At 62.8% G+C, this 20,336-nt stretch carries 21 protein-coding genes; 17 read left to right on the top strand and 4 right to left on the bottom strand.

Annotated elements, in window-relative coordinates; genetic code table 11:
• Positions 1 to 13: 13 nt before the first annotated feature.
• From ACQ4WO_RS25060 to ACQ4WO_RS25030, 7 genes are all read left to right on the top strand, one after another.
• Complete coding sequence (locus tag ACQ4WO_RS25060; RefSeq protein ID WP_436483701.1) at positions 14 to 1,462, top strand: amidohydrolase family protein; 1,449 nt, start codon at positions 14 to 16, stop codon at positions 1,460 to 1,462.
• A 151-nt stretch (positions 1,463 to 1,613) separates the two neighbouring features.
• Positions 1,614 to 2,666, top strand: coding sequence for a dihydroorotase (pyrC, locus tag ACQ4WO_RS25055; RefSeq protein ID WP_034745484.1), 1,053 nt, complete (start codon positions 1,614 to 1,616; stop codon positions 2,664 to 2,666).
• A gap of 6 nt (positions 2,667 to 2,672) precedes the next feature.
• The gene (locus ACQ4WO_RS25050; RefSeq protein WP_436483700.1) at positions 2,673 to 3,491 is read left to right on the top strand and encodes a DUF3025 domain-containing protein; all 819 of its coding nucleotides are present in this window, start codon (positions 2,673 to 2,675) and stop codon (positions 3,489 to 3,491) included.
• 1 nt (position 3,492) lies between these two features.
• Positions 3,493 to 4,482, top strand: a complete 990-nt coding sequence (locus tag ACQ4WO_RS25045) for a Gfo/Idh/MocA family protein (RefSeq protein ID WP_436483698.1) — start codon at positions 3,493 to 3,495, stop codon at positions 4,480 to 4,482.
• Between the two features lie 11 nt (positions 4,483 to 4,493).
• Positions 4,494 to 5,708: an MFS transporter gene (locus tag ACQ4WO_RS25040; protein ID WP_080698372.1), complete on the top strand. Its 1,215-nt coding sequence runs from the start codon at positions 4,494 to 4,496 to the stop codon at positions 5,706 to 5,708.
• Positions 5,708 to 5,833 (top strand): hypothetical protein, encoded by a 126-nt coding sequence (locus tag ACQ4WO_RS25035; RefSeq protein WP_257620246.1) that lies wholly within the window; start codon positions 5,708 to 5,710, stop codon positions 5,831 to 5,833. The genes ACQ4WO_RS25040 and ACQ4WO_RS25035 overlap by 1 nt, the downstream gene beginning before the upstream one ends.
• 264 nt (positions 5,834 to 6,097) lie before the next feature.
• On the top strand, positions 6,098 to 6,589 hold the full coding sequence (locus tag ACQ4WO_RS25030; RefSeq protein ID WP_436483697.1) for an REP-associated tyrosine transposase: 492 nt from the start codon (positions 6,098 to 6,100) through the stop codon (positions 6,587 to 6,589).
• A 129-nt stretch (positions 6,590 to 6,718) separates the two neighbouring features.
• Here the strand turns inward: ACQ4WO_RS25030 and recG are convergent, their stop codons facing one another.
• Positions 6,719 to 8,821, bottom strand: a complete 2,103-nt coding sequence (recG, locus tag ACQ4WO_RS25025) for an ATP-dependent DNA helicase RecG (RefSeq protein WP_436483696.1) — start codon at positions 8,819 to 8,821, stop codon at positions 6,719 to 6,721.
• A 178-nt stretch (positions 8,822 to 8,999) separates the two neighbouring features.
• Between recG and queA the strand changes: the two genes are divergently transcribed.
• From queA to ACQ4WO_RS24980, 9 genes are all read left to right on the top strand, one after another.
• Positions 9,000 to 10,055, top strand: coding sequence for a tRNA preQ1(34) S-adenosylmethionine ribosyltransferase-isomerase QueA (queA, locus tag ACQ4WO_RS25020; protein ID WP_436483694.1), 1,056 nt, complete (start codon positions 9,000 to 9,002; stop codon positions 10,053 to 10,055).
• Between the two features lies 1 nt (position 10,056).
• Complete coding sequence (gene tgt, locus ACQ4WO_RS25015) at positions 10,057 to 11,196, top strand: tRNA guanosine(34) transglycosylase Tgt (protein ID WP_230518263.1); 1,140 nt, start codon at positions 10,057 to 10,059, stop codon at positions 11,194 to 11,196.
• Positions 11,197 to 11,392: 196 nt separating this feature from the next.
• A complete protein-coding gene (gene yajC, locus ACQ4WO_RS25010; RefSeq protein ID WP_034745505.1) occupies positions 11,393 to 11,725 on the top strand; it encodes a preprotein translocase subunit YajC in 333 nt (110 codons plus the stop codon).
• A 96-nt stretch (positions 11,726 to 11,821) separates the two neighbouring features.
• Positions 11,822 to 13,687: a protein translocase subunit SecD gene (secD, locus tag ACQ4WO_RS25005; RefSeq protein ID WP_230518262.1), complete on the top strand. Its 1,866-nt coding sequence runs from the start codon at positions 11,822 to 11,824 to the stop codon at positions 13,685 to 13,687.
• A gap of 90 nt (positions 13,688 to 13,777) precedes the next feature.
• Positions 13,778 to 14,800 (top strand): protein translocase subunit SecF, encoded by a 1,023-nt coding sequence (gene secF / locus ACQ4WO_RS25000; RefSeq protein ID WP_436483692.1) that lies wholly within the window; start codon positions 13,778 to 13,780, stop codon positions 14,798 to 14,800.
• Between the two features lie 75 nt (positions 14,801 to 14,875).
• Entirely contained in the window at positions 14,876 to 15,625 is a 750-nt protein-coding gene (locus tag ACQ4WO_RS24995) for a hypothetical protein (RefSeq protein ID WP_436483690.1), read from the top strand.
• Positions 15,622 to 16,323 carry a helix-turn-helix transcriptional regulator gene (locus ACQ4WO_RS24990; protein ID WP_436483689.1) on the top strand — a complete coding sequence of 234 codons (702 nt, stop codon included), beginning with the start codon at positions 15,622 to 15,624 and terminating at the stop codon, positions 16,321 to 16,323. Before ACQ4WO_RS24995 ends, ACQ4WO_RS24990 begins: the two co-directional genes overlap by 4 nt.
• Before the next feature lie 74 nt (positions 16,324 to 16,397).
• Positions 16,398 to 17,024 carry a glutathione S-transferase family protein gene (locus ACQ4WO_RS24985; protein ID WP_436483687.1) on the top strand — a complete coding sequence of 209 codons (627 nt, stop codon included), beginning with the start codon at positions 16,398 to 16,400 and terminating at the stop codon, positions 17,022 to 17,024.
• Between the two features lie 186 nt (positions 17,025 to 17,210).
• Positions 17,211 to 17,375: a hypothetical protein gene (locus ACQ4WO_RS24980; protein ID WP_436483686.1), complete on the top strand. Its 165-nt coding sequence runs from the start codon at positions 17,211 to 17,213 to the stop codon at positions 17,373 to 17,375.
• Here the strand turns inward: ACQ4WO_RS24980 and ACQ4WO_RS24975 are convergent.
• The 3 genes from ACQ4WO_RS24975 to ACQ4WO_RS24965 all read right to left on the bottom strand — a co-directional run bounded on the left by ACQ4WO_RS24975 (position 17,372) and on the right by ACQ4WO_RS24965 (position 19,145).
• Positions 17,372 to 18,220 (bottom strand): HDOD domain-containing protein, encoded by an 849-nt coding sequence (locus ACQ4WO_RS24975; protein WP_034745523.1) that lies wholly within the window; start codon positions 18,218 to 18,220, stop codon positions 17,372 to 17,374. The two genes, ACQ4WO_RS24980 and ACQ4WO_RS24975, sit on opposite strands and share 4 nt — an antisense overlap.
• A 160-nt stretch (positions 18,221 to 18,380) precedes the next feature.
• Complete coding sequence (locus ACQ4WO_RS24970) at positions 18,381 to 18,665, bottom strand: hypothetical protein (RefSeq protein WP_436483685.1); 285 nt, start codon at positions 18,663 to 18,665, stop codon at positions 18,381 to 18,383.
• 45 nt (positions 18,666 to 18,710) lie between these two features.
• Positions 18,711 to 19,145 (bottom strand): MarR family transcriptional regulator, encoded by a 435-nt coding sequence (locus ACQ4WO_RS24965; RefSeq protein ID WP_436483684.1) that lies wholly within the window; start codon positions 19,143 to 19,145, stop codon positions 18,711 to 18,713.
• 131 nt (positions 19,146 to 19,276) lie between these two features.
• Here ACQ4WO_RS24965 and ACQ4WO_RS24960 point away from each other — a divergent pair, with 131 nt between their 5' ends.
• Entirely contained in the window at positions 19,277 to 20,224 is a 948-nt protein-coding gene (locus tag ACQ4WO_RS24960) for a GlxA family transcriptional regulator (protein ID WP_436483682.1), read from the top strand.
• The last annotated feature ends 112 nt before the right edge of the window (positions 20,225 to 20,336 follow it).

Genomic DNA, 20,336 nt, shown 5'->3' with positions numbered 1-20,336 from the left:
ACGAATGCCTGACATGAAACACATAGCCGGCGCCATGCTGGCGCTGGGCCTGCTCGCCCATACCCACGCGGCCGACAAGATCGCCGTCGACATCGCCCTGCGCGACGCCACCGTGATCGACGTGGCTGCGGGTAAGGAGGTCAAGGGCAAGACTGTGCTGCTCAAGGGCGACAGCATCGTCGCCGTCGTCGATGACGCGCAGCTGCCCAGCTATGCGCCGAAGCGGACCATCCGCCTGCCCGGCAAGTATCTGATGCCGGGCCTGTGGGATACGCACGTGCATTTCGGCGGCGGCCCGGAGCTGATCGACGAGAACAAGCAGCTGCTGCCCTTGTATCTGGCGCACGGCATCACCACGGTACGCGACTGCTCGGGCGACTTGCCCGACACGGTGCTGGCATGGCGCCAGCAGATCAATGCGGGCCAGCTGGAAGGCCCGACGATTTTTACTTCTGGCGCCAAACTCGAAGGCATCAAGCCGCTGTGGAAGGGCACCATCGAAGTGGGCACGCCGCAGGAAGTCACGCGCGCCTTGGACGGACTGCAGGCGCAGCAGGTGGACTTCGTGAAGATCACGGAAAACACCCTGAAGCCGGAGCTGTACCTGGAAGCGCTGCACCAGGCGCGCGAACGGGGCATGCGCACGTCGGGCCATATCCCCGTGCAGCTGACCCTGGGGCAGATGGCCGATGCGGGCCTGGGCACGATCGAGCATCAATCGTATTTGCTGCGCGCCACCACGCCGCGCGAGCAGGAGCTGACGGCCAAGGTGGCCGCCGGCGCGATGACGGGCAAGGAAGCCATGCAGGCCAGCGTGCAAAGCTACGACGAGCCGACGGCGCGCAAGGCCTTCAGCTACCTGGCCGCGCGCGGTACGGCCATCGTGCCGACCCTGTGGGGTTCGCGTGTGACGGCGTACCTGGACCGCGAAGACCACACGCACGACAAGGCCCTGCAATACATCGGCAAGGGCTTGCGCGCCACCTACGACTGGCGCGTGCAGCGCGCCGCCAAGGATGGCCCGGAAGCGATCGTCCAGCGCCACGCGCAGTTCGAACAATCGGCCAAGCTGCTGCCCATTTTGCAGCAGCAGGGCGTGAGCATCATCGCCGGCACCGATGCGGGCTTCTTGAATTCCTTCGACTATCCGGGCCAGGCCCTGCACGATGAAATCGGCCTGTATGTGCAGTACGGCCTGACGCCGCAGCAAGCCTTGCAGTCGGCCGTCATCAACGGTCCCCGCTTCCTGGGCAAGCTGGGCCGCTACGGCAGCGTGGCGGCCGGCAAGGCGGCCGACCTGCTGGTGCTCGACGCGAACCCGCTGCAGGACATCGGCGCCACGCGCCAGATCCGCCTGGTGGTCAGCCGTGGCCACGTGTACGACCGCGCCGCGCTGGACCGGATGCTGGCGGAACTGCGCGCCTGGGTGGCAAAGCAGGAAGCGGCGCCGGCCAAGTCCTGATTCCCGTACGCTCCCGAGATTGAAAACGGCCGGTGCGAACCGGCCGTTTGATCGTCCGGCAACCATCGGGCAGTAGCCGCCGCAGCCTGCGAGGCCGCCCCGCGGCTGGTAAAATGGCGCTATTCGCAATGACCGCCTGAGAGCAGCCGCCATGTCCACACTCGATCACACCCCAGCCTCCATCACCATCACCCGTCCGGATGACTGGCATTTGCACCTGCGCGACGGCGCCGTCATGGCCAGCGTGCTGCCGCACAGCGCGCGCCAGTTCGGTCGCGCCATCGTCATGCCGAACCTGAAACCGCCCGTCACCACCACGGCCGATGCCAGCGCCTACCGCGAGCGCATCCTGGCCGCCGTGCCGCAAGGCGTGAACTTCGATCCGCTGATGGTGCTGTACCTGACGAACAACACTTCGCCCGACGAAATCCGCCGCGCGCAGGACAGCGGCATCGTGCAAGCCGTGAAACTGTATCCGGCTGGCGCGACCACCAATTCCGACCTTGGCGTGACGGATTTGAAGAATTGCTACAAGGTGCTCGAAGTGATGCAGGAAGTGGGCATGCCCTTCCTCGTGCATGGCGAAGTGACGGACCCGGAAATCGACATTTTCGACCGCGAAGCCGTCTTCATCGAGCGCGTGATGCGCCCGCTGCGCAGCGCCTTCCCGGCCCTGTCCGTCGTGTTCGAACACATCACCACCAAGGATGCGGCACAGTACGTGGCCGAAGCGGAAGGCCCGATTGCCGCCACCATCACGGCGCATCATCTGCTGTACAACCGCAACGAGATTTTCAAGGGCGGCATCCGTCCCCATTACTACTGCCTGCCTATCCTGAAGCGCGAAGAGCACCGCCTGGCACTGATGACGGCCGCCGCCAGCGGCGACGAGCGCTTCTTCCTCGGCACGGATTCGGCGCCGCACGCGCAAGGCGCCAAGGAAATGGCTTGCGGCTGCGCCGGTTGCTATACGGCCCTGCACGCGATGGAAATGTATGCCGAAGCATTCGAACGGGCTGGCGCGCTCGATAAGCTCGAAGCGTTCGCCAGCTTCCACGGCCCTGCTTTCTACGGCGTGCCGCGCAACACGGACACCATCACCCTGAAACGCGAAAGCTGGACCTTGCCAGCCTCGCTGCCGCTGGGCGACAGCCACGTGATTCCGCTCAACGCGGGCGAGCAGATCAACTGGAAAATGGTCTAGGCGTTCATGCTGCCATCGATAGACTGGACCCGCCCCTGGTTTGCCACGGTGCTGCCGGCGCGACGGCAGCTGGACCTGCAGCGCGATACGGTGATTGCCGCGCTCAATGGACGGGCGCGGGCGCTGGACTTGCGCAATCCGTCTGGCCTGCCGCTGGCCTTCGTGCCGCAAGCGGACCTGCCCGAGGGCGTGGCCTATGAAGAGTTCATCGGCGCGACGGGCGGCGTGCCCACGCGCGACAATCTGCACGATTTTTTCAACGCGCTCGTGTGGCTCACCTTCCCCCGCATCAAGCGCCAATTGAATGCGCTGCAAGCGGCGCAGATCGCGCTGTCGGGCGTGGGAAAATCGCGTGGTCCCGCGCGCGATGGCGCGACGATTTTTGACGAAAATTCCGCCTTGCTGGTGCTGCGCGACAGCGACGCGGGGCGCGCGCTGGACGTGGCCTTGCGCGGGCACGACTGGCGCAGCGCTTTCATTGCGCAGCGCGAGAAATTTGGCGCGGACGGCGATGCCGATGTCTGGCTGTTCGGCCACGCGCTGATGGAAAAACTGGTGGCACCGCGCAAGGCCATCACGGCGCACACGCGCGTGATCTTCGCCGGCGACGCCTATTTCACCTTGGACGATGCGGCACGCCGCGCCTGGCTCGACGAGCGGGTGGCGCAAGACCTGGCGCAGCAAGGCCTCACCACGGCGGACTTCACGCCGCTGCCGGTGCTCGGTTTGCCCGGCTGGTGCGAAGGCCAGGACGACGATTTTTACAATGACGCGGCGGTGTTCCGCCCGAAGCGCAAGGTGGCTGGCGCAGAAAGAGATCAATAGCATGGAACATACCGTCCGCTGGGGCATTCTCGGCACCGGCAAGATCGCCCGCGCGATGGCCAATGGTTTGCGCGATGCGCCTGGCGCGCAACTGGTGGCGGTCGCCTCGCGCAGCAGCGCCGGTGCGCAGGCCTTTGGTGCCGAATTCGGCATTGAGCATTGCCACGGTTCCTACCAGGCGCTGGCCATGGACCCCGGCGTGGACGTGATCTACGTCGCCACACCGCACACCCTGCATGCGGAAAATGCCTTGCTGTGCCTGGCCGCCGGCAAGCACGTCGTATGCGAAAAACCGTTCACCATGAATGCGCGCGAAGCGCAGGCCGTGGTCGATATGGCGCGCGAGAAAAAACTGTTTTTGATGGAAGCCATGTGGAGCCGTTTCCTGCCCGCCGTGCAGGAAGCGCAACGCATCATCGCCAGCGGCGAAATCGGCGTGCTGCAGCAAGTGCAGGCCGATATCGGCTTTGTCGCCAATTTCCCGCCCGAGCACCGCATGTTCAATCCGGAGCTCGGTGGTGGCGCGCTGCTCGACGTGGGCATTTATCCGCTGTCGATGGCGGCCTTCTTCCTCGGCCCCGTATCGCAGGTGCAGGCGCTGGCCGAGATGGGCGCCACCGGCGTCGATGAGCAAGTCGCGTTCTCGCTGCTGCACGCGGGCGGCGGCACCTCGTCCTGCGCCTGCAGCCTGCGCGCGCAAACGCCGACGGAAATGACCATTTCCGGCAGCCTGGGACGCATCCGCCTGCCCAGCCGGTTTTACAAGCCCGACCACCTGATCGTCGAGACGATGGATGGCGAACGCCGCGTCGTCGCCGTGCCCCACCTGGGCAATGGCTATGCGCATGAAGCCATCGAGGCGATGCGCTGCATCCGCGCCGGCCTGCTGGAAAGCCCCCTCATGCCGCATGCCGACAGCGTGGCGCTGATGCACAACCTCGACACCATGCGCGGCCAGATCGGCCTCGTCTACCAAGCCGACCAGGCGTGAACAGGAATCCCATGACATTGCACTCATCCCGCCCCAGCCTGAAAACTGTCCTCATCGCCAGCGGCGTCGTCCTGACCCTGGCGATGGGCGTGCGCCACGGTCTGGGCTTCTGGATGCAGCCGATTTCGCAAGCGAATGGCTGGACGCGCGAAACGTATTCGCTGGCGCTGGCCATGCAAAACCTGATGTGGGGCGTCTTCGGCCCGTTCGCCGGCATGGCGGCCGACCGTTTCGGCACCATGCGCGTGGTCATCGTCGGCGCCATCAGCTACATGGCGGGCCTCGTGTGGATGGCGCTCGTGACGCAGCCCACCCTGTTCATCGTCGGCTCCGGCATCTTCATCGGCCTGGCGCTGGCCTGCACGGCTTTTGGCGCCATCAGCGGCATCATTGGGCGCAGCGCGCCGCCCGAGCAGCGTTCGTGGGCCTTCGGCATCTCGTCGGCGGCCGGCTCGTTCGGCCAGTTCCTCATGATGCCGGTGGAGCAGCAGCTGATCTCCGCCGTGGGCTGGCAAAACGCCTTTTATGTGCTGGCAGCGCTGGTGCTGCTGGCCATGATCCCGATGGCCTTCTACCTGCGCGAGCCGCCTGTCTCGCACGCCAGCGGCCCGCAGCAAAGCGTGGGCGCCGCCTTCAGCGAAGCCATCGCCAGCCGCTCGTTCTGGCTGCTGTTGGCCGGGTATTTTGTCTGCGGTTTCCAGCTGGTCTTCATCGGCGTGCACTTGCCGGCCTACCTGAAGGACCAGGGCCTGATGAACCCGAACGTCGCCGTCACGGCACTGGCCCTGATCGGCTTGTTCAACATCGTCGGCTCCTACTATGCGGGCAAACTCGGTGGCAAGATCGCCAAGCGCTACCTCCTGTCGGCCATCTACGTGACGCGCGCCGTGGTCATCACCGCGTTCCTGCTGGCGCCATTGTCGGCATGGTCCGTGTATCTGTTCGCCGCCGGCATGGGCGTGCTGTGGCTGTCGACCGTGCCGCTGACGAACGGCATCATCGCCGGCATCTTCGGCGTGAAGCATCTGTCGATGCTGGCCGGGATGGTGTTCTTCTCGCACCAGGTGGGCAGTTTCCTCGGCGCCTGGCTGGGCGGCTATCTGTACGAGCACCAGGGCAGTTACCACATCGTGTGGATGATCACCATCGGCCTGGGCTTGCTGGCCGCGCTGATCAACCTGCCCATCGACGAGCGCGCCGTCAAGCGCGTGGCGGTGGCCGCGTAATGGCCAGCTGGCGCACATGGCTGTGGCGCCTGGCTGGCGCCGCGCTGCTGGCCATCGTCTTCCTGGCCTATCTGCGGCCCGACTTCATGCTGGACCTGGCGAATCGCTTCTGGATGTGCATGTAGGCTGCGTGGGCGCAATGTAGCTTGCGAAAAGTCGGATTACGCTACGCTAATCCGACCTACCCGACCTGCTGCGGCGTAATCCGACAACACCCGAAAATAAACAATACCAACGGCGCTTAGGCCGAAGGCCGTAATCCGACAACACCCGAAAATAAACAATACCAACGGCGCTTAGGCCGAAGGCCGTAATCCGGCAACACCCGAAAATAAACAATACCAACGGCGCTTAGGCCGAAGGCCGTAATCCGGCAACACCTTGAAACCATGCGATACCGACGCGCATTCCAGCCAGGCGGCAGCTTTTTCTTCACGGTGGTGACTGCCCATCGCCGGCCCGTTTTTTCTGCTGCCAATGCCGTGGATTTGCTGCGTGATTCTTTCCGCGCCGTGCGGCATAAACGGCCGTTCGCTATCGACGCTATCGTCATCCTGCCCGATCACCTGCATTGCATCTGGACCTTGCCTGAAGGCGATGCCGATTTCATGATGCGCTGGAGGCTGATCAAGACGTGGTTCAGCAAGCATGCAGAATTTAAAGACGTTTGGCAGCACCGCTTCTGGGAGCATGTGCTGCGTGACGAGAGCGACTTCGCAAACCACGTCGATTACATCCACTACAACCCCGTCAAGCATGGTCTTGTGAGTAAAGTCATCGATTGGCCGTATTCCAGTTTTCACCGGTATGTAAGGCAGGGATGGTGTGCCGCGGATTGGGGCGGGGATGTTGTGGATGTGGCGGGTATTGGGCGGGAGTGAGCAGCGCTAACAATGTTGTCGGATTACGCGCTGCGCGCTAATCCGACCTGCCACGGCGTATCTTTGCGTAGGTCGGATTAGGCCGTAAGGCCGTAATCCGACAACACCCGCAAGCAGGCAATACCCGATCTACACCTTCAAAAATTCCTCTTTCCCACCCAGCCAGCGCGCCAGGTGCGCTTCCACGGTGGCGGCAGCGGCGGCCGTGGTGGCGTGCAGCAGGTCGTGCGCCACGTCGCGGGCCTGGTCGACCAGCCATTGATCCGTTTCCAGGTCGGCGAAGCGCAGCATGGCCTGGCCGGACTGGCGCGCGCCAAGAAACTCCCCGGGGCCGCGGATTTCCAGGTCGCGGCGGGCGATTTCAAAGCCGTCCGTCGTCTCGCGCATGGTCATCAAGCGCTGGCGCGCCACGCCCCCCAGGGGGCCCTGGTACAGCAGCAGGCAGACGCTGGCCGCCGAGCCGCGGCCCACGCGCCCGCGCAGCTGGTGCAGCTGCGACAAGCCGAAGCGCTCGGCGTGCTCGATCACCATCAGCGAGGCGTTCGGCACATCGACGCCCACCTCGATGACGGTGGTGGCCACCAGCACGTGGATATGCCCGGCGATGAAGGCGTCCATCACTTCCTGCTTTTCCGCCGGCTTCAGGCGGCCGTGCACGAGGCCCACCTGCAGCGCGGGCAAGGCTTCGGCCAGCATCATGTAGGTGTCGGTGGCCGTCTGCAGCTGCAGCGCTTCCGATTCCTCGATCAGCGGGCAGACCCAGTACACTTGCCGGCCTTCCAATGCGGCCGCATACACGCGGGCGATGACTTCGTCGCGCCGGTTCTGGTCGATGGCGCGCGTGACGATGGGGCTGCGTCCGGGCGGCAGTTCGTCGATCACCGACACTTCCAGGTCGGCGTAATAGGTCATGGCCAGGGTGCGCGGGATCGGCGTGGCCGACATCATTAGCTGGTGCGGCACGGCCGCGCTGTCGCCCTTGTTGCGCAGTGTCAGGCGCTGGCCCACGCCGAAGCGGTGCTGCTCGTCGACGATTACCAGGCCCAGTTTGGCAAACAGCACGTTATCCTGGATCAGCGCGTGCGTGCCGATCACCAGCTGCGCTTCGCCCGACTCGATCAGGGCCAGCGCGGCCATCTTTTCCTTTTTCTTCAGGCTGCCCGTCAGCCACGCCACCTTGACGCCCAGCGGCTCCATCCAGGCGGCGATCTTGCGGAAGTGCTGCTCGGCCAGGATCTCCGTGGGCGCCATCAGCGCGGCCTGGTAGCCGCTGTCGATCGCCTGCGTGGCGGACAATGCCGCCACCACCGTCTTGCCGCTGCCGACGTCGCCCTGCAACAGGCGCTGCATCGGATACGGCTGGCGCAGGTCGGCGCGGATTTCCTCGAGTACGCGCGCCTGTGCGCCCGTCAGCTTGAAGGGCAGGGCGGCGCCGAAAGCGTTCGACAAATTGCCGACGATGGGTAGCGATGCGGCGCCCTTCGAGCGGCGCGCGCGCTGGGCGCGTTTCAGCGACAGCTGCTGCGCCAGCAGCTCATCGAATTTCATGCGCACCCAGGCCGGGTGCGAGCGGTCCATCAGCGCGCTTTCATCGATGTCCTGCGGCGGGTAGTGCAGCAGGTGCACGGCGGCGCGGAATGGCGACAGCTGCATCTCGCGCAGCAGCTGGTCCGGCAAGGTGTCCTGCCAGTCGATGCGGCGCATGGCGTCGGCGATTTCGCGCCGCAAGACGTGCTGCGACAGGCCTTCGCCGGACGGGTACACGGGCGTCAGGGCCGTGGGCAGGGGCGCTCCCTCGTTGACCACTTTATACGTCGGGTGCACCATCTCGGCGCCGAAAAAGCCGTGTTTGAGTTCGGCGCGCGCGCGTACCCGCGTGCCTTCGGCCAGCTGCTTGACCTGGCTGCCGTAGAAATTCATGAAGCGCAGCAGCAAATTGCCTGTTTCGTCGGCGATCGTCACCAGCAGCTGCTTGCGCGGCTTGAAATTGACTTCGCATTTGGTGACGACGCCTTCCACTTGCCACGACTCGCCGCCGCGCAGGCAGGCGTCGCGTATCGTGTAGACCTTGGTTTCGTCCTCGTAGCGCATCGGCAGGTGCAGCACCAGGTCCATGTCCGTGCGCAAGCCCAGTTTGGCCAGCCGGCTTTCCGTGCTGACCACTTTTTTGACGGCTTTCGGCTTGGTGGCCGGCTTGGCTGCGGGTGGAAGATCGGGCTTGGGATCGGACATATCGGAGATTTTTGTGCCGCTAGCGTAAAATAGAGGGTTGTCCGGCACACCCTGTGCGTACCGCAGTTGTAAATTGTTGCGGCGGATTATTGTAATGCCTGTATAGGCGCACAGTATAGTGCCAGATGTTCCATAGCGCACTCCTAATCATTTTTGACGTACTTTTGAAGCAAAACGCATGTATTCGCTTTCCGATTTCGATTTTAATTTGCCGCAAGAAAACATTGCGCAAACTCCGTTGGCCGAGCGCAGCGCCTCGCGCCTCTTGCATCTGGACGGTGAGACCCTGGTCGACCGCCAGTTCGCCGACATCGTCGGGCTGTTGCAGGCGGGCGACCTGCTGGTGATGAACGATACGCGCGTGCTGAAAGCGCGCTTCTTTGGCGTCAAGGAAAGCGGCGGCAAGATCGAGGCCCTGGTCGAGCGTGTGCTCGATGAGCGCACCGTGCTGGCCCAGGTGCGCGCCTCGAAGTCGCCGCCGCCCGGCTGCCGCATCCGCCTGGCCGACGCCTTTGATGTCACGGTCGGCCAGCGCGCCGGCGAATTCTTTACCCTGCACTTCGAGGCCGACGTGTTCGAGCTGATCGAGGCGCATGGCCGCCTGCCGCTGCCGCCGTACATCGAACACGATGCGGACGAATTCGACGAGACGCGCTACCAGACCGTGTTCAACAAGGTGCCCGGCGCCGTCGCCGCGCCGACGGCCGGCCTGCATTTCGACCAGGCCCTGCTCGATCAATTGAAGGCCAAGGGCGTCAACTTCGCCTATGTGACCCTGCACGTGGGCGCCGGCACCTTCCAGCCCGTGCGCACGGAAGTGCTGAGCGAGCACAAGATGCATACCGAGTGGTACACCATGCCGCAGGAAACCGTCGACGCTGTGCGCGCCGCGCAGCTGGCCGGGCGCGACGTGGTCGCCGTCGGCACGACCAGCTTGCGCGCGCTGGAGTCGGCCTCGCAAAGCGGCCAGCTGGTGGCGGGCAGCGCGGATACGGCCCTGTTCATCACGCCCGGCTATGCGTTTAAAACGGTGACGCGTTTGATCACCAACTTCCATTTGCCGAAGTCGACCCTGCTGATGCTGGTGTCGGCCTTTGCCGGCTATGCGCCGATCCGCAGCGCCTACGCGCACGCGATCGCGCAGAATTACCGTTTCTTCAGCTATGGCGACGCGATGCTGCTCACCACGCAATCGCGCGTTGCGCTGAACCTTGATACCCCCATGAAAGACTGACATGCTGGAATTTACATTACTCAAGACCGACACGAGCGGCCTGACCAAGGCACGCCGCGGCACCTTGAAGCTCAACCATGGTGTCGTGCAGACGCCGATCTTCATGCCAGTGGGCACTTACGGCTCGGTGAAAGCCATGTCGCCGCTGGAACTCAAGGAGATCGACGCGCAGATCATTCTGGGCAATACATTTCACCTGTGGTTGCGTCCAGGTAACACCGTCATGGAAAAATTCGGCGGCTTGCATGGCTTCATGGGCTGGAACAAGCCGATCTTGACGGACTCGGGCGGCTTCCAGGTGTTTTCGCTGGGTGCCATGCGCAAGATCACGGAAGAGGGCGTGCATTTCAATTCGCCGATCAACGGCGATAAATTGTTCCTCTCGCCGGAAGTGTCGATGCAGGTGCAGCGCGTCTTGAATTCCGACATCGTCATGCAATTCGACGAATGCACGCCGTACGAAATCCAGGGCCGCCCGGCCACCATCGAGGAAGCGGCCAAGTCCATGCGCATGTCCTTGCGCTGGGCGCAGCGCTCGAAGGACGAGTTCCACCGCGGCGAAAACCCAAATGCGCTGTTCGGCATCGTGCAAGGCGGCATGTTCGAAATGCTGCGCGACGAGTCCTTGGCCAAGCTGGAAGAGATCGATTTCCCCGGCATCGCCATCGGCGGCCTGTCCGTCGGCGAGCCGAAGGAAGACATGATGCGCATGCTGGCCCACGTTGGCCCGCGCCTGCCTGCCAACAAGCCCCATTACCTGATGGGCGTGGGCACGCCGGAAGATCTGGTGGCCGGTGTGTCGAACGGCATCGACATGTTCGACTGCGTCATGCCGACGCGTAACGCTCGCAATGGCTGGCTGTTCACCCGTTTTGGCGACATCAAGATCAAGAACGCCAAGTACAAGGAAGACCAGGCGCCGCTGGACGAGACCTGCAGCTGCTACGCCTGCCGCAACTTCTCGCGCGCCTACCTGCACCATTTGCACCGCTCCAAGGAAATCCTCGGCGCGCGTTTGAATACCATCCACAACCTGCATTACTACCTGGACCTGATGCGCCAGATGCGCGAAGCGCTGGACGAAGACCGTTTCCACGCGTTTACCCTGCAATTCCACGCGGAACGCGCACGCGGAACTTAAGAAAACCTTATCTGGCACCCTGGTCGCAGCATGGCCGGAAGTTTTGTGTATTGGTGCTTGGACTGGGGCGATAAAGCATTGCATAATGCCTTTTTAGCCCCATTTGAAGCTGCCATGCCTGCAATTGGAGGCTTGGCGGATTGCCAATGCTAGAATACAGCGCTATTTTTTCAAACTGATTAGAACTGGAGTCACCGTGTTTTTCATTTCCAACGCTTATGCGCAAGCCCCAACCGACGCCCTGGGCCTCGGCGGCAACCTGACCAGCTTCTTGCCGCTGGTATTGATGTTCGTGGTCATGTATTTCCTGATGATCCGCCCACAGCAAAAACGCGCCAAAGAACAACGGGCGATGATGGACGCGCTGGCCAAGGGTGACGAAGTCGTCACCGCCGGCGGCATGCTGGGCCGTGTTGTCAAGGTAGTGGACGCTTACGTCACCATCGAAGTGGCGACCGGCACCGAAATCACGGTGCAAAAGAGCTCCATCACCACCTTGCTGCCTAAAGGCACCCTGAAGGCGCTGTAATTCCTCGCTGTCATTGCCCCGGCAATGATTGAACGGGGCGGCTACCCGCCGCCCCTCGCGACGCCTCCGACGCTCAACACTGAACGCTGAATCAATATGAATCGCTATCCTGCCTGGAAATACATCATCATCGTCGTCGCCTTATTGCTGGGCGCACTCTATACGGCGCCCAACTATTTCGGTGAGTCACCGGCGCTGCAAGTAACCAGCGGCAAGTCGACCGTCAAAGTGACGGGCGAGCTGATGACGCAAGTCGAGCAAATATTGACGAAAGAGAACGTCAAGTCGGAAGGTGTCACCATGGATGGCGCCGGCAACCTCGCCTCCGTGCGCGTGCGTTTCGCCGATCCCGATACCCAGTTCAAGGCGAAACTGGTGCTGGAAAAAGACCTGAACACCGATGCCAGCGATCCCGCCTACATCGTGACGGTCAATCTGCAAGCCAATACCCCCTTGTGGATGCAAAAATTGCATGCCTTGCCCATGTTCCTGGGCCTGGACTTGCGCGGTGGCGTGCACTTCCTGATGCAGGTCGATGCGAAAGCCGTACTGAACAAGAAAGTGCAGGGCGTCCAGTCCGCCGCGCGTAGCGTGTTGCGCGACAAGAATATCCGCCACGCCGGCATCGAGCGCGTGGGCGACAGCGTCCAGATCAACTTCCGCGACGCGGAAACGCGCGTGAAGGCAAAAAATGTCCTGTCCGACCAGATGACGGAACTGGCGTTCGCCGATGCGGGCGAAGGCAGCGATTTGAAACTGAACATCACCCTGAAGCCGGCGGCCCTGAAAGCCACCATCGATGAAGGCGTGAAACAGAATATCTCCACCCTGTCCAAGCGCGTCAACGAGCTGGGCGTGGCCGAGCCGCTGATCCAGCAGCAAGGTCCTGACCGCATCGTGGTGCAATTGCCTGGCGTGCAGGACGTGGCCCGCGCGAAAGCCATCATCGGCCGCACGGCTACCCTGGAAGTGCGCCTCGTCGATGAAAGCATCGTGCCCGGCACCGAACTGTCGAGCGCCATCCCGTTCAATTCGGAACTGTTCACCGTCGGCAAGGGAGTACCTGTCGTGCTGGCGAAAGACGTGATCCTGACGGGCGACTATATCTCCAGCGCCACGGCCAGCTTCGACCAGAACCAGCAAGCGGCCGTATCGATCGACCTGAACGGCGACGGCGGCCGCAAGATGCGTGAAGCGACGCGCGAACGCGTCGGCAAGCGCATGGCCATCGTGCTGTTTGAAAAGGGCAAGCCGGAAGTGCTGTCGGTTGCCACCATCCAGCAGGAACTCGGTTCGCGCTTCCAGATCACCGGCATGGGCGGCGCGGAAAACGCGAACGAACTGGCGCTGCTGCTGCGCTCGGGCGCCCTGTCCGCACCGATGACCGTCATCGAAGAACGCACGATCGGACCGCAGCTGGGCGCGGAAAATATCGCCAAGGGCTTCCACTCGACCTTGTATGGCTTCATCGCCATCGCCGTTTTCATGATCGCCTACTACATGCTGTTCGGCGCCTTCAGCGTGCTGGCACTGGCCACCAACCTGCTGTTGCTGGTCGGCTTGCTGTCGATGATCCAGGTGACGTTGACCTTGCCAGGTATCGCCGCTATCGCGCTGGCGCTGGGTATGGCGATTGACGCCAACGTGCTGATCAATGAACGTATCCGTGAAGAGCTGCGCGCCGGCAATACGCCGCAAGCGGCGATCGCCGCCGGCTTCGACCGCGCCTGGGCCACGATTCTCGACTCGAACGTGACCACCCTGATCGTCGGCCTGGCGCTGCTGGCCTTCGGCAGCGGTCCTGTGCGCGGCTTCGCTGTTGTGCATTGCCTGGGTATTCTGACCTCGATGTTCTCCTCCGTGTTCGTCTCGCGCGGCGTGGTCAACCTCTGGTATGGCCGCAAGAAAAAGCTGACGACCTTGTCGATCGGCACGGTGTGGGTGCCGGGCGCGAGCAAGTAAGCGACGGCCCCGACTCACCCAATAGCGTCAACAGCGATCGCGTCCGGTGGCACAGCCGCCGGACGCACAGAATAGAACTCAGAGGATTTCATGGAATTTTTCCGGATCAAAAAAGATATTCCCTTCATGCGCCATGCGTTGATTTTCAACGTGATTTCGGCCGTGACCTTCCTTGCCGCCGTCTTCTTCCTGGTGCACAAGGGCTTGCACCTGTCCGTCGAATTCAAGGGCGGCACGCTGATGGAGGTGAAATACCCGAAGGCAGCCAATCTTGAAGGCATACGCGGCACCCTGATCGCCATGGGCTACGAAGAGCCGGGCGTGACCAGCTTCGATACGGCGCGCGACGTGATGATCCGCCTGCCGGTGGAAAATGGCGTTAGCGCCGCCAACACCTCGCAGCGCGTGTTCGAATCGCTGTGCAAGGCCGAGCAAGGCGCGACCAAGGCCATCGACACCGTCACCGACAAGGGCGAGCATGTGCTCAAGAGCGCCTGCATGGATGCTGCCGGCAGCGAAGCGGTCGTCTTGCAGAAAGTTGAATTCGTCGGCCCGCAAGTGGGCGAGGAACTGGCGCAGAACGGCTTGAACGCGCTGGTGGTGGTGATTATCGGCGTGATGATCTACCTGGCCATCCGCTTCGAATGGAAATACGCTGTCTCGGCGATTATCGCCAACTTGCATGACGTGGTGATCATCCTGGGCTTCTTCGCCTTCTTCGAATGGGAATTCTCGCTGACGGTGCTGGCGGCCATCCTGGCGGTGCTCGGTTATTCCGTCAACGAATCGGTGGTGATCTTTGACCGTATCCGCGAAAACTTCCGCAAGCAGCGCAAGGCGACCGTGCATGAAGTGATCGACAACGCGATCACCAGCACCATTTCGCGTACCATCATCACCCACGGCTCGACCCAGATGATGGTGCTGTCGATGCTGGTCTTCGGCGGCCAGACCCTGCACCACTTCGCACTGGCGCTGACCATCGGTATCTGCTTCGGTATTTACTCGTCCGTGTTCGTCGCGGCCTCGATCGCCATGTGGCTGGGCGTCAAGCGCGAAGACTTGATCAAGCCGATCAAGGAAAAAGACGAAACCGACGGCGCCGTGGTGTAAGCGCAGAGCTTTTTGCAGGTCGAATGGAAAACGATCACCGTTTGCGGTGGTCGTTTTTTTTTGTAACGGATGATGATGAAGCGTATTTTATTGATGGGCATGATGGCAGGCGTGACGGCGCTGGCCGACGCCGCCGATTTCAGCCGTGCCGATGCCGGCAGCATCGCCATGCGCGGCCCGATTGCCGAGGGCGACGTGGACAAGCTGCGGCAGCTGGCCGCGCCGGGTACCGTGCTGTTGCGCGTCAATAGCGACGCAGGCGATCCGCAGGCGGCGATGCAGCTGGGCCGCTATCTGCGCCAGCAGCAATGGCGTCTCGCCATCGACACGCTGTGCGCCGGCAGCTGCGCCCTGTATGTGTTCCCGGCCGCGCGGCACAAAAGCATACCCGACGGCGCCGTGCTGGCACTGCAGGAGTCGGCGTTCCTGCGCGCGCAGGTCGACCGGGCGCAGATGCGCCGCATTCTGGTTGAAGCGGGTGTGGCAGCCGAGGATCTGGACAGTGAAACGGTGGCGCTGGCGGCCCGGTTGGCAGAGACGGCGGCGCAGGAAGCGGTGTTTGCCGCGGAGCTGGGTATTGCCCCCGCCTTTTACCGCGACTTCCGGCAAGTGGCGGCGCAGGCCGATAGCGTGCGCCAGCGCTTTCCCGACCAGGAGGCGGCCGTCTACTGGTGGCCAGCTGCCGCCCGCCTGCAGCGCTGCTATGGCATCTCCGGCGTGCAAGAGGGGACGCGCGCGGCGCGCATGCTGCCCGACGGCTATCTGTACGTGCCGGCCCTGTCGGCCCTCGTCATGGGCGACCAGGCTTTGCAGGCTTGTCCATGAGCCGCAGCGGCCGTTTGTTCCTGCTGATGGACGCCATGCGCGCCAAGCGCGTGCCCGTCACGGCGGCCCAGCTGGCGCAGCAGCTCGGCGTTTCCGAGCGCACGATTTACCGCGATATCCAGACCCTGGCCGAATTGGGCGCGCCCCTGCAGGGCGAGGCCGGCATCGGCTATGTGCTGCGCCGCGGCGCCTTCTTGCCGCCGCTGATGTTTGGTGCCGACGAGCTGGAAGCGCTGGTGCTGGGCGCGCGCTGGGTGCGCCGGCAGGGCGATGCGGGCCTGGCGCAGGCGGCCAGCAATGCCCTGGCCAAGATCGCGGCCGCTTCGCCGCGCGACCTGCGCGACAGCATGGCCGAGACCAGCTTGTGGGTGCCGCTGGGGCGTCCCGCCGATGGCACGCAGCCGGCCGACCGTTACGTGCAGCCCGTGCGCGAGGCGATCCGCTATGAACAGAAGCTCACGCTCGCCTATCAGGATGAGCACGGCAGCGCCACCTCGCGCACGGTGTGGCCGTTCGCCCTGGCTTTTTTCGAAGGCAAGCGCCTGCTGGCCGCCTGGTGCGAACTGCGCGGCGATTACCGGCATTTCCGCATCGACCGCATCGCCGAGGTGCAGCAGCATGCGGAGCGCTATCCCACGCGGCGCCATGTACTGCTCGATGCCTGGCGCAAAGCGCACGAAATTGACCCGGAATCCTGATATCCGCTCCTGACAAAAACTGTCAGTGACGACGACTACGATGGTGGCTTCTTCACTCACCGGAGCCATCTATCATGCGCCTGTACCACCACCCCATGTCTTCGAATGCCCGCCGTGCCCTGATGACGGCGATCCACCTCGGCCTGCCTCTGGAACTGGCCGAAGTCGACCTGATGAATGCGGACGACCGCCGTCGCCTGGGTGAATTGAACCCGAACGGCAAAGTGCCCGTGCTGGCCGATGGCGATTTCCTGCTGTGGGAGTCGTGCGCCATCATGCAATACCTGGCCGAGCAGGTGCCGGGCCAGACGATTTATCCGCAGGCGCCGCAAGCGCGCGCCGACGTCAACCGCTGGCTGTTCTGGGCCGCGCAGCACTTCGCGCCTGCCATCAGCGTGCTGGCCTGGGAACGCGCCTGGAAAGGCATGACGGGCAATGGTCCGGCGGACCCGCAGGAAGAGGCGCGCGGCGAGCACGAACTGCATGCCTGCGCCGTGGTGCTGGACGCGCATCTGGCGCAGCGTGACTGGCTCTGCGGCGATGCCTTGACCCTGGCCGAGTTCGCCGTGGCCGCGCCGCTGATGTACAGCGAGGCCGTGCGGCTGCCGCTGGCACAGTACCAGTACATCCAGGCGTGGTTTGCCCGCGTGCGCCAATTGCGTGCCTGGCAGGAAACGGACGTGGAACTGTTGCCGGGATAATGTGCGCGCTAAGTGAGCCAGCGCACGGAGCCGGCGCGGCGCACCGCATAAGATAGGGCTGTCTCTTTCAGGACATCCCTAGCTTTGGACTTTACCCGCTTTCGAGCGGGTTTTTTTTGAATAGCGGCTTGATAAATTGATAATCGCTGCACAGATGGGGTACATCCCACTTCCAGCAGGTACGCCATGTTCATGCCACGCCATCCGAAACCCCTGTTGAGTACAAAAGCGGTCGCCATGCAAGTTGTTGAGCAGAAGCAGGGAACGCAGGCCATGGACAAGCATGTGCTGATCGTCGATACGCTCAAGCCGGCGGCGCCGCCGCCGGTCGTCAAGAAGCCTGCAAGCTAGTGCACGAGCACTTTCAGCAGCGACTGCACTTCATCGTCCGATTCTTCCATGATGCTCGACAAGGTTGCATCGTCGCCGATCAGGCAATCGATGCTGCGCGCGGCGCGGGCCGCCCGCACGGCGATGGCGGCCGGGCTTTCGTTGAGTGGTGACGAGACGGGCGCCAGGTCATTTGCCAGCAGCAGGGTGTCGCCCAGCGATTCGGGCGGGATGGCGCGCAAGCCTTCCCACAGCGCATCGATGGCGCCTCTGACCGCTTCCGGCACCTTCAGTTTGGCCAGGACGCCGTGGCCGATGGCCTGTTCGCCATGTTCGACCCAGTCTTCCGGTTCGCCGTCGAGGATGCCGGGGAATTCGGCTGCGCGCGACAGCAGATAAAAGCCGCCCACTTCATGCATGATGCCGGCAAACAGGGCCGTATCGGGGTCCACCTTGGTGACGCGGCGGGCCAGTACCTGCGACAGGGCCGCCACGTGGGCCGTATGCTCCCACAGCTGGTTGGCCTTCGCTTGCAGCACGGGATCGGTGATGGTGCTGCCCAGCTGGCGCACGATCAGCGATGCCACCACCGACTGCAGGGTACGCACGCCAAGCCGCTGCACGGCATTGCGCACGCTGGTGATTTCATTGCCGGAACGGTTGAACGCCACGGAATTGGCGATGGCCACCGTGCGCGCGGCCAGCAGCGGATCTGCCTGCACCAGCTTGGCGGCGGCCTCGATATGGCAGTCGGGATCGGCCAGCGCCTCTTGCAGCTTGAGCGAAGCGTCCACATTGGCAGGAAAGGTCAGCTCGCCACGAGCGGCTTGTGCGGCGATGCTTTTAAAGGCGTCGAGTCTGTTCATTGAAAAAATTATACTCGCAATATTTCCGCACGGAACTTTTTAAGCATGATCTTTTCGCAAACAGCCTGGCAAAGGCAAGCAATGCCCTGTAAACGGGAAAAGGCATGCCACTGGATCAGCGGCATGCCTTTTCTTCAACGACAGCGATCGTCAAGCGCTATTACAGAGTTTCACTGAATATGGCGTCGCAGCCTTCAACGAGTTCGTCGCTGTCTTCCAGTTCATCGGTCAAGCCCAGGTCGAACAGTTCCTCGACGGCGTTCATGAAGCTGTTGTGCTTGGTGGCGCCGATCAGGCGGTAGATTTCGCCGTCTTCGTTGCGCACGCCGATGATCAGTTTTTCCTGGCGTACCAGTTCCGGCGTGCTGGCGTTGAGCAGCAGATTGCCGATGATGTGTTTATCGAAATGAGCAGGCTTTTTGCCTTCGAGCAGTGAGGTTTTCAACTTGGTTTCCTTTGTCTTGTTTGAATGTCTGTGCTTGGTGAGTGGTCAGCCGTGGCCGTTGGCAATGGCGTGCTTCAATCCTGCCAGCGTCGTTTCCAACCGCATGAAATCGTCTTCGGTATAGCCGTCGAACAGACGCTGGCCCTGCTTTGTCAGCTTGGGGAACACGTCCTGAAACACTTGTTCGCCCTCGCAGCTCAGGCGCACGTAATAGGAACGCTTGTCGCGTGGACAACGTTCGCGTATCACCAGCCCCTTTTGTTCCAGCCGGTCCACCACACCCGTCAAAGTACCCTTGGTAATCAGGGTTTTCTGGCCCAGTTCCTTGTAGGACATGCCGGGGGTGTTGCCGAGCGTGGCAACGATGTCGAATTGCGCATGCGTCAAGCCGTACTGGCGCACGAAGTCGCTAGAAAACCGCTCGAAGCCTTGCATGCATTCGGCCAGCAGCCGGATACTTTTTAAATATCGTTCACCCATGGGAGTGATTATATCCTTCCGCTCCGCTTTTTTCCGCCGCGCCAGGATGTGCCCTTGCATGAAGGGCGCGACGGGGCGGAAGTCCGGTATCATGTGGGCAACTCAGCCCTTGCCTTTGGTCCGCCTCGCCGATGTCCTTCGCTAATCTTTCCCGTATCGGCCTCGACAAACCGCTGCGTTTGCTGCTGGTCCATGCCGGCGACGCCGAGTCGATTACCTGGGCCGGCCTGGTGCAGCCGCTGCGCCTGTGCGCGCGAGCGCTGGGGCCGGACGCCTTGCAACTGGACGTGCGCACGCCGGAACAGGTGGCCGCGCAGGGCGGCAACTGGCATATTGCGCTGCTGGTGGCCGATGAAACGCAAGCGCCGCTGCGCGCCGAGCTGTGCCGGGCCGTGATCGAGCGCTGCCGTTCGGCGCCGTTCTGGGGCGGCGTGGGTGCGGCCGTGCTGTGGCTGGCCGACGCGGGCGTCATGGATGGCGTGCGCATCGCTTTGCCGTGGGCCTTGTATGCCGATGCGGAAGCGAAGGCCGAACGGGCCATCCTGACGCCGCATTTGTTCGACATCGACGGCCCGCACATCACCTGCTGCGGCGGCGCGGCCAGCATCGACTTTTCGCTGACCCTGATCGAAACCATCTTTGGCGCCGACGTGCAGGCGCTCGTCAAGGAAGCGTTGTGCGTGGACAAGGTGCGCGGCAAGGAAGAGCGCCAGAGGGTGGCCCTGCAAGCGCGTTTCGGCGTGCTGCAGCCCAAGCTTTCCGAAGCGGTGACCTTGATGGAAGCCAATATCGAGGAGCCGTTGTCGACCGACGACATCGCCAGCCTGGTGGGCCTGTCGCGGCGCCAGCTCGAGCGGCTGTTCAAGCAATACCTGGGCAGCCTGCCATCGCGCTACTACCTGGAGCTGCGCCTGCAGCGCTCACGGCAACTGTTGCTCGATACACATTATTCCATCGTGCAAGTGGGCCTGATGTGCGGCTTTTCCTCCGGTTCGCACTTTTCCACGGCCTTTGGCACCCTGTTTGGCAATACCCCGCGCGAAGAGCGGCAGCGCAAGCTCATGCCCCTGTGTGATTAAGGCAAGCCCGGCTGTGATGAATTGTGAAAATCCTTGTCGCAGATTCAAAAGAGTTTTAGCATCCCGCTTTTTATAATGCAGTACACACGTAGCTGTCGTAGCTGCGGAGTAC

Source organism: Janthinobacterium aestuarii (genome assembly GCF_051380835.1).
Taxonomy (GTDB): domain Bacteria; phylum Pseudomonadota; class Gammaproteobacteria; order Burkholderiales; family Burkholderiaceae_D; genus Janthinobacterium; species Janthinobacterium aestuarii.
This window is presented reverse-complemented; position numbering and strand designations above follow the sequence as displayed.

Coding starts and splice junctions, on each gene's coding strand:
- ACQ4WO_RS25060 (WP_436483701.1), top strand. CDS start 14: ATGAAACACATAGCCGGCGCCATGCTGGCGCTGGGCCTGCTCGCCCAT.
- pyrC (WP_034745484.1), top strand. CDS start 1,614: ATGTCCACACTCGATCACACCCCAGCCTCCATCACCATCACCCGTCCG.
- ACQ4WO_RS25050 (WP_436483700.1), top strand. CDS start 2,673: ATGCTGCCATCGATAGACTGGACCCGCCCCTGGTTTGCCACGGTGCTG.
- ACQ4WO_RS25045 (WP_436483698.1), top strand. CDS start 3,493: ATGGAACATACCGTCCGCTGGGGCATTCTCGGCACCGGCAAGATCGCC.
- ACQ4WO_RS25040 (WP_080698372.1), top strand. CDS start 4,494: ATGACATTGCACTCATCCCGCCCCAGCCTGAAAACTGTCCTCATCGCC.
- ACQ4WO_RS25035 (WP_257620246.1), top strand. CDS start 5,708: ATGGCCAGCTGGCGCACATGGCTGTGGCGCCTGGCTGGCGCCGCGCTG.
- ACQ4WO_RS25030 (WP_436483697.1), top strand. CDS start 6,098: ATGCGATACCGACGCGCATTCCAGCCAGGCGGCAGCTTTTTCTTCACG.
- recG (WP_436483696.1), bottom strand. CDS start 8,821: ATGTCCGATCCCAAGCCCGATCTTCCACCCGCAGCCAAGCCGGCCACC.
- queA (WP_436483694.1), top strand. CDS start 9,000: ATGTATTCGCTTTCCGATTTCGATTTTAATTTGCCGCAAGAAAACATT.
- tgt (WP_230518263.1), top strand. CDS start 10,057: ATGCTGGAATTTACATTACTCAAGACCGACACGAGCGGCCTGACCAAG.
- secD (WP_230518262.1), top strand. CDS start 11,822: ATGAATCGCTATCCTGCCTGGAAATACATCATCATCGTCGTCGCCTTA.
- secF (WP_436483692.1), top strand. CDS start 13,778: ATGGAATTTTTCCGGATCAAAAAAGATATTCCCTTCATGCGCCATGCG.
- ACQ4WO_RS24995 (WP_436483690.1), top strand. CDS start 14,876: ATGAAGCGTATTTTATTGATGGGCATGATGGCAGGCGTGACGGCGCTG.
- ACQ4WO_RS24990 (WP_436483689.1), top strand. CDS start 15,622: ATGAGCCGCAGCGGCCGTTTGTTCCTGCTGATGGACGCCATGCGCGCC.
- ACQ4WO_RS24985 (WP_436483687.1), top strand. CDS start 16,398: ATGCGCCTGTACCACCACCCCATGTCTTCGAATGCCCGCCGTGCCCTG.
- ACQ4WO_RS24980 (WP_436483686.1), top strand. CDS start 17,211: ATGTTCATGCCACGCCATCCGAAACCCCTGTTGAGTACAAAAGCGGTC.
- ACQ4WO_RS24975 (WP_034745523.1), bottom strand. CDS start 18,220: ATGAACAGACTCGACGCCTTTAAAAGCATCGCCGCACAAGCCGCTCGT.
- ACQ4WO_RS24965 (WP_436483684.1), bottom strand. CDS start 19,145: ATGGGTGAACGATATTTAAAAAGTATCCGGCTGCTGGCCGAATGCATG.
- ACQ4WO_RS24960 (WP_436483682.1), top strand. CDS start 19,277: ATGTCCTTCGCTAATCTTTCCCGTATCGGCCTCGACAAACCGCTGCGT.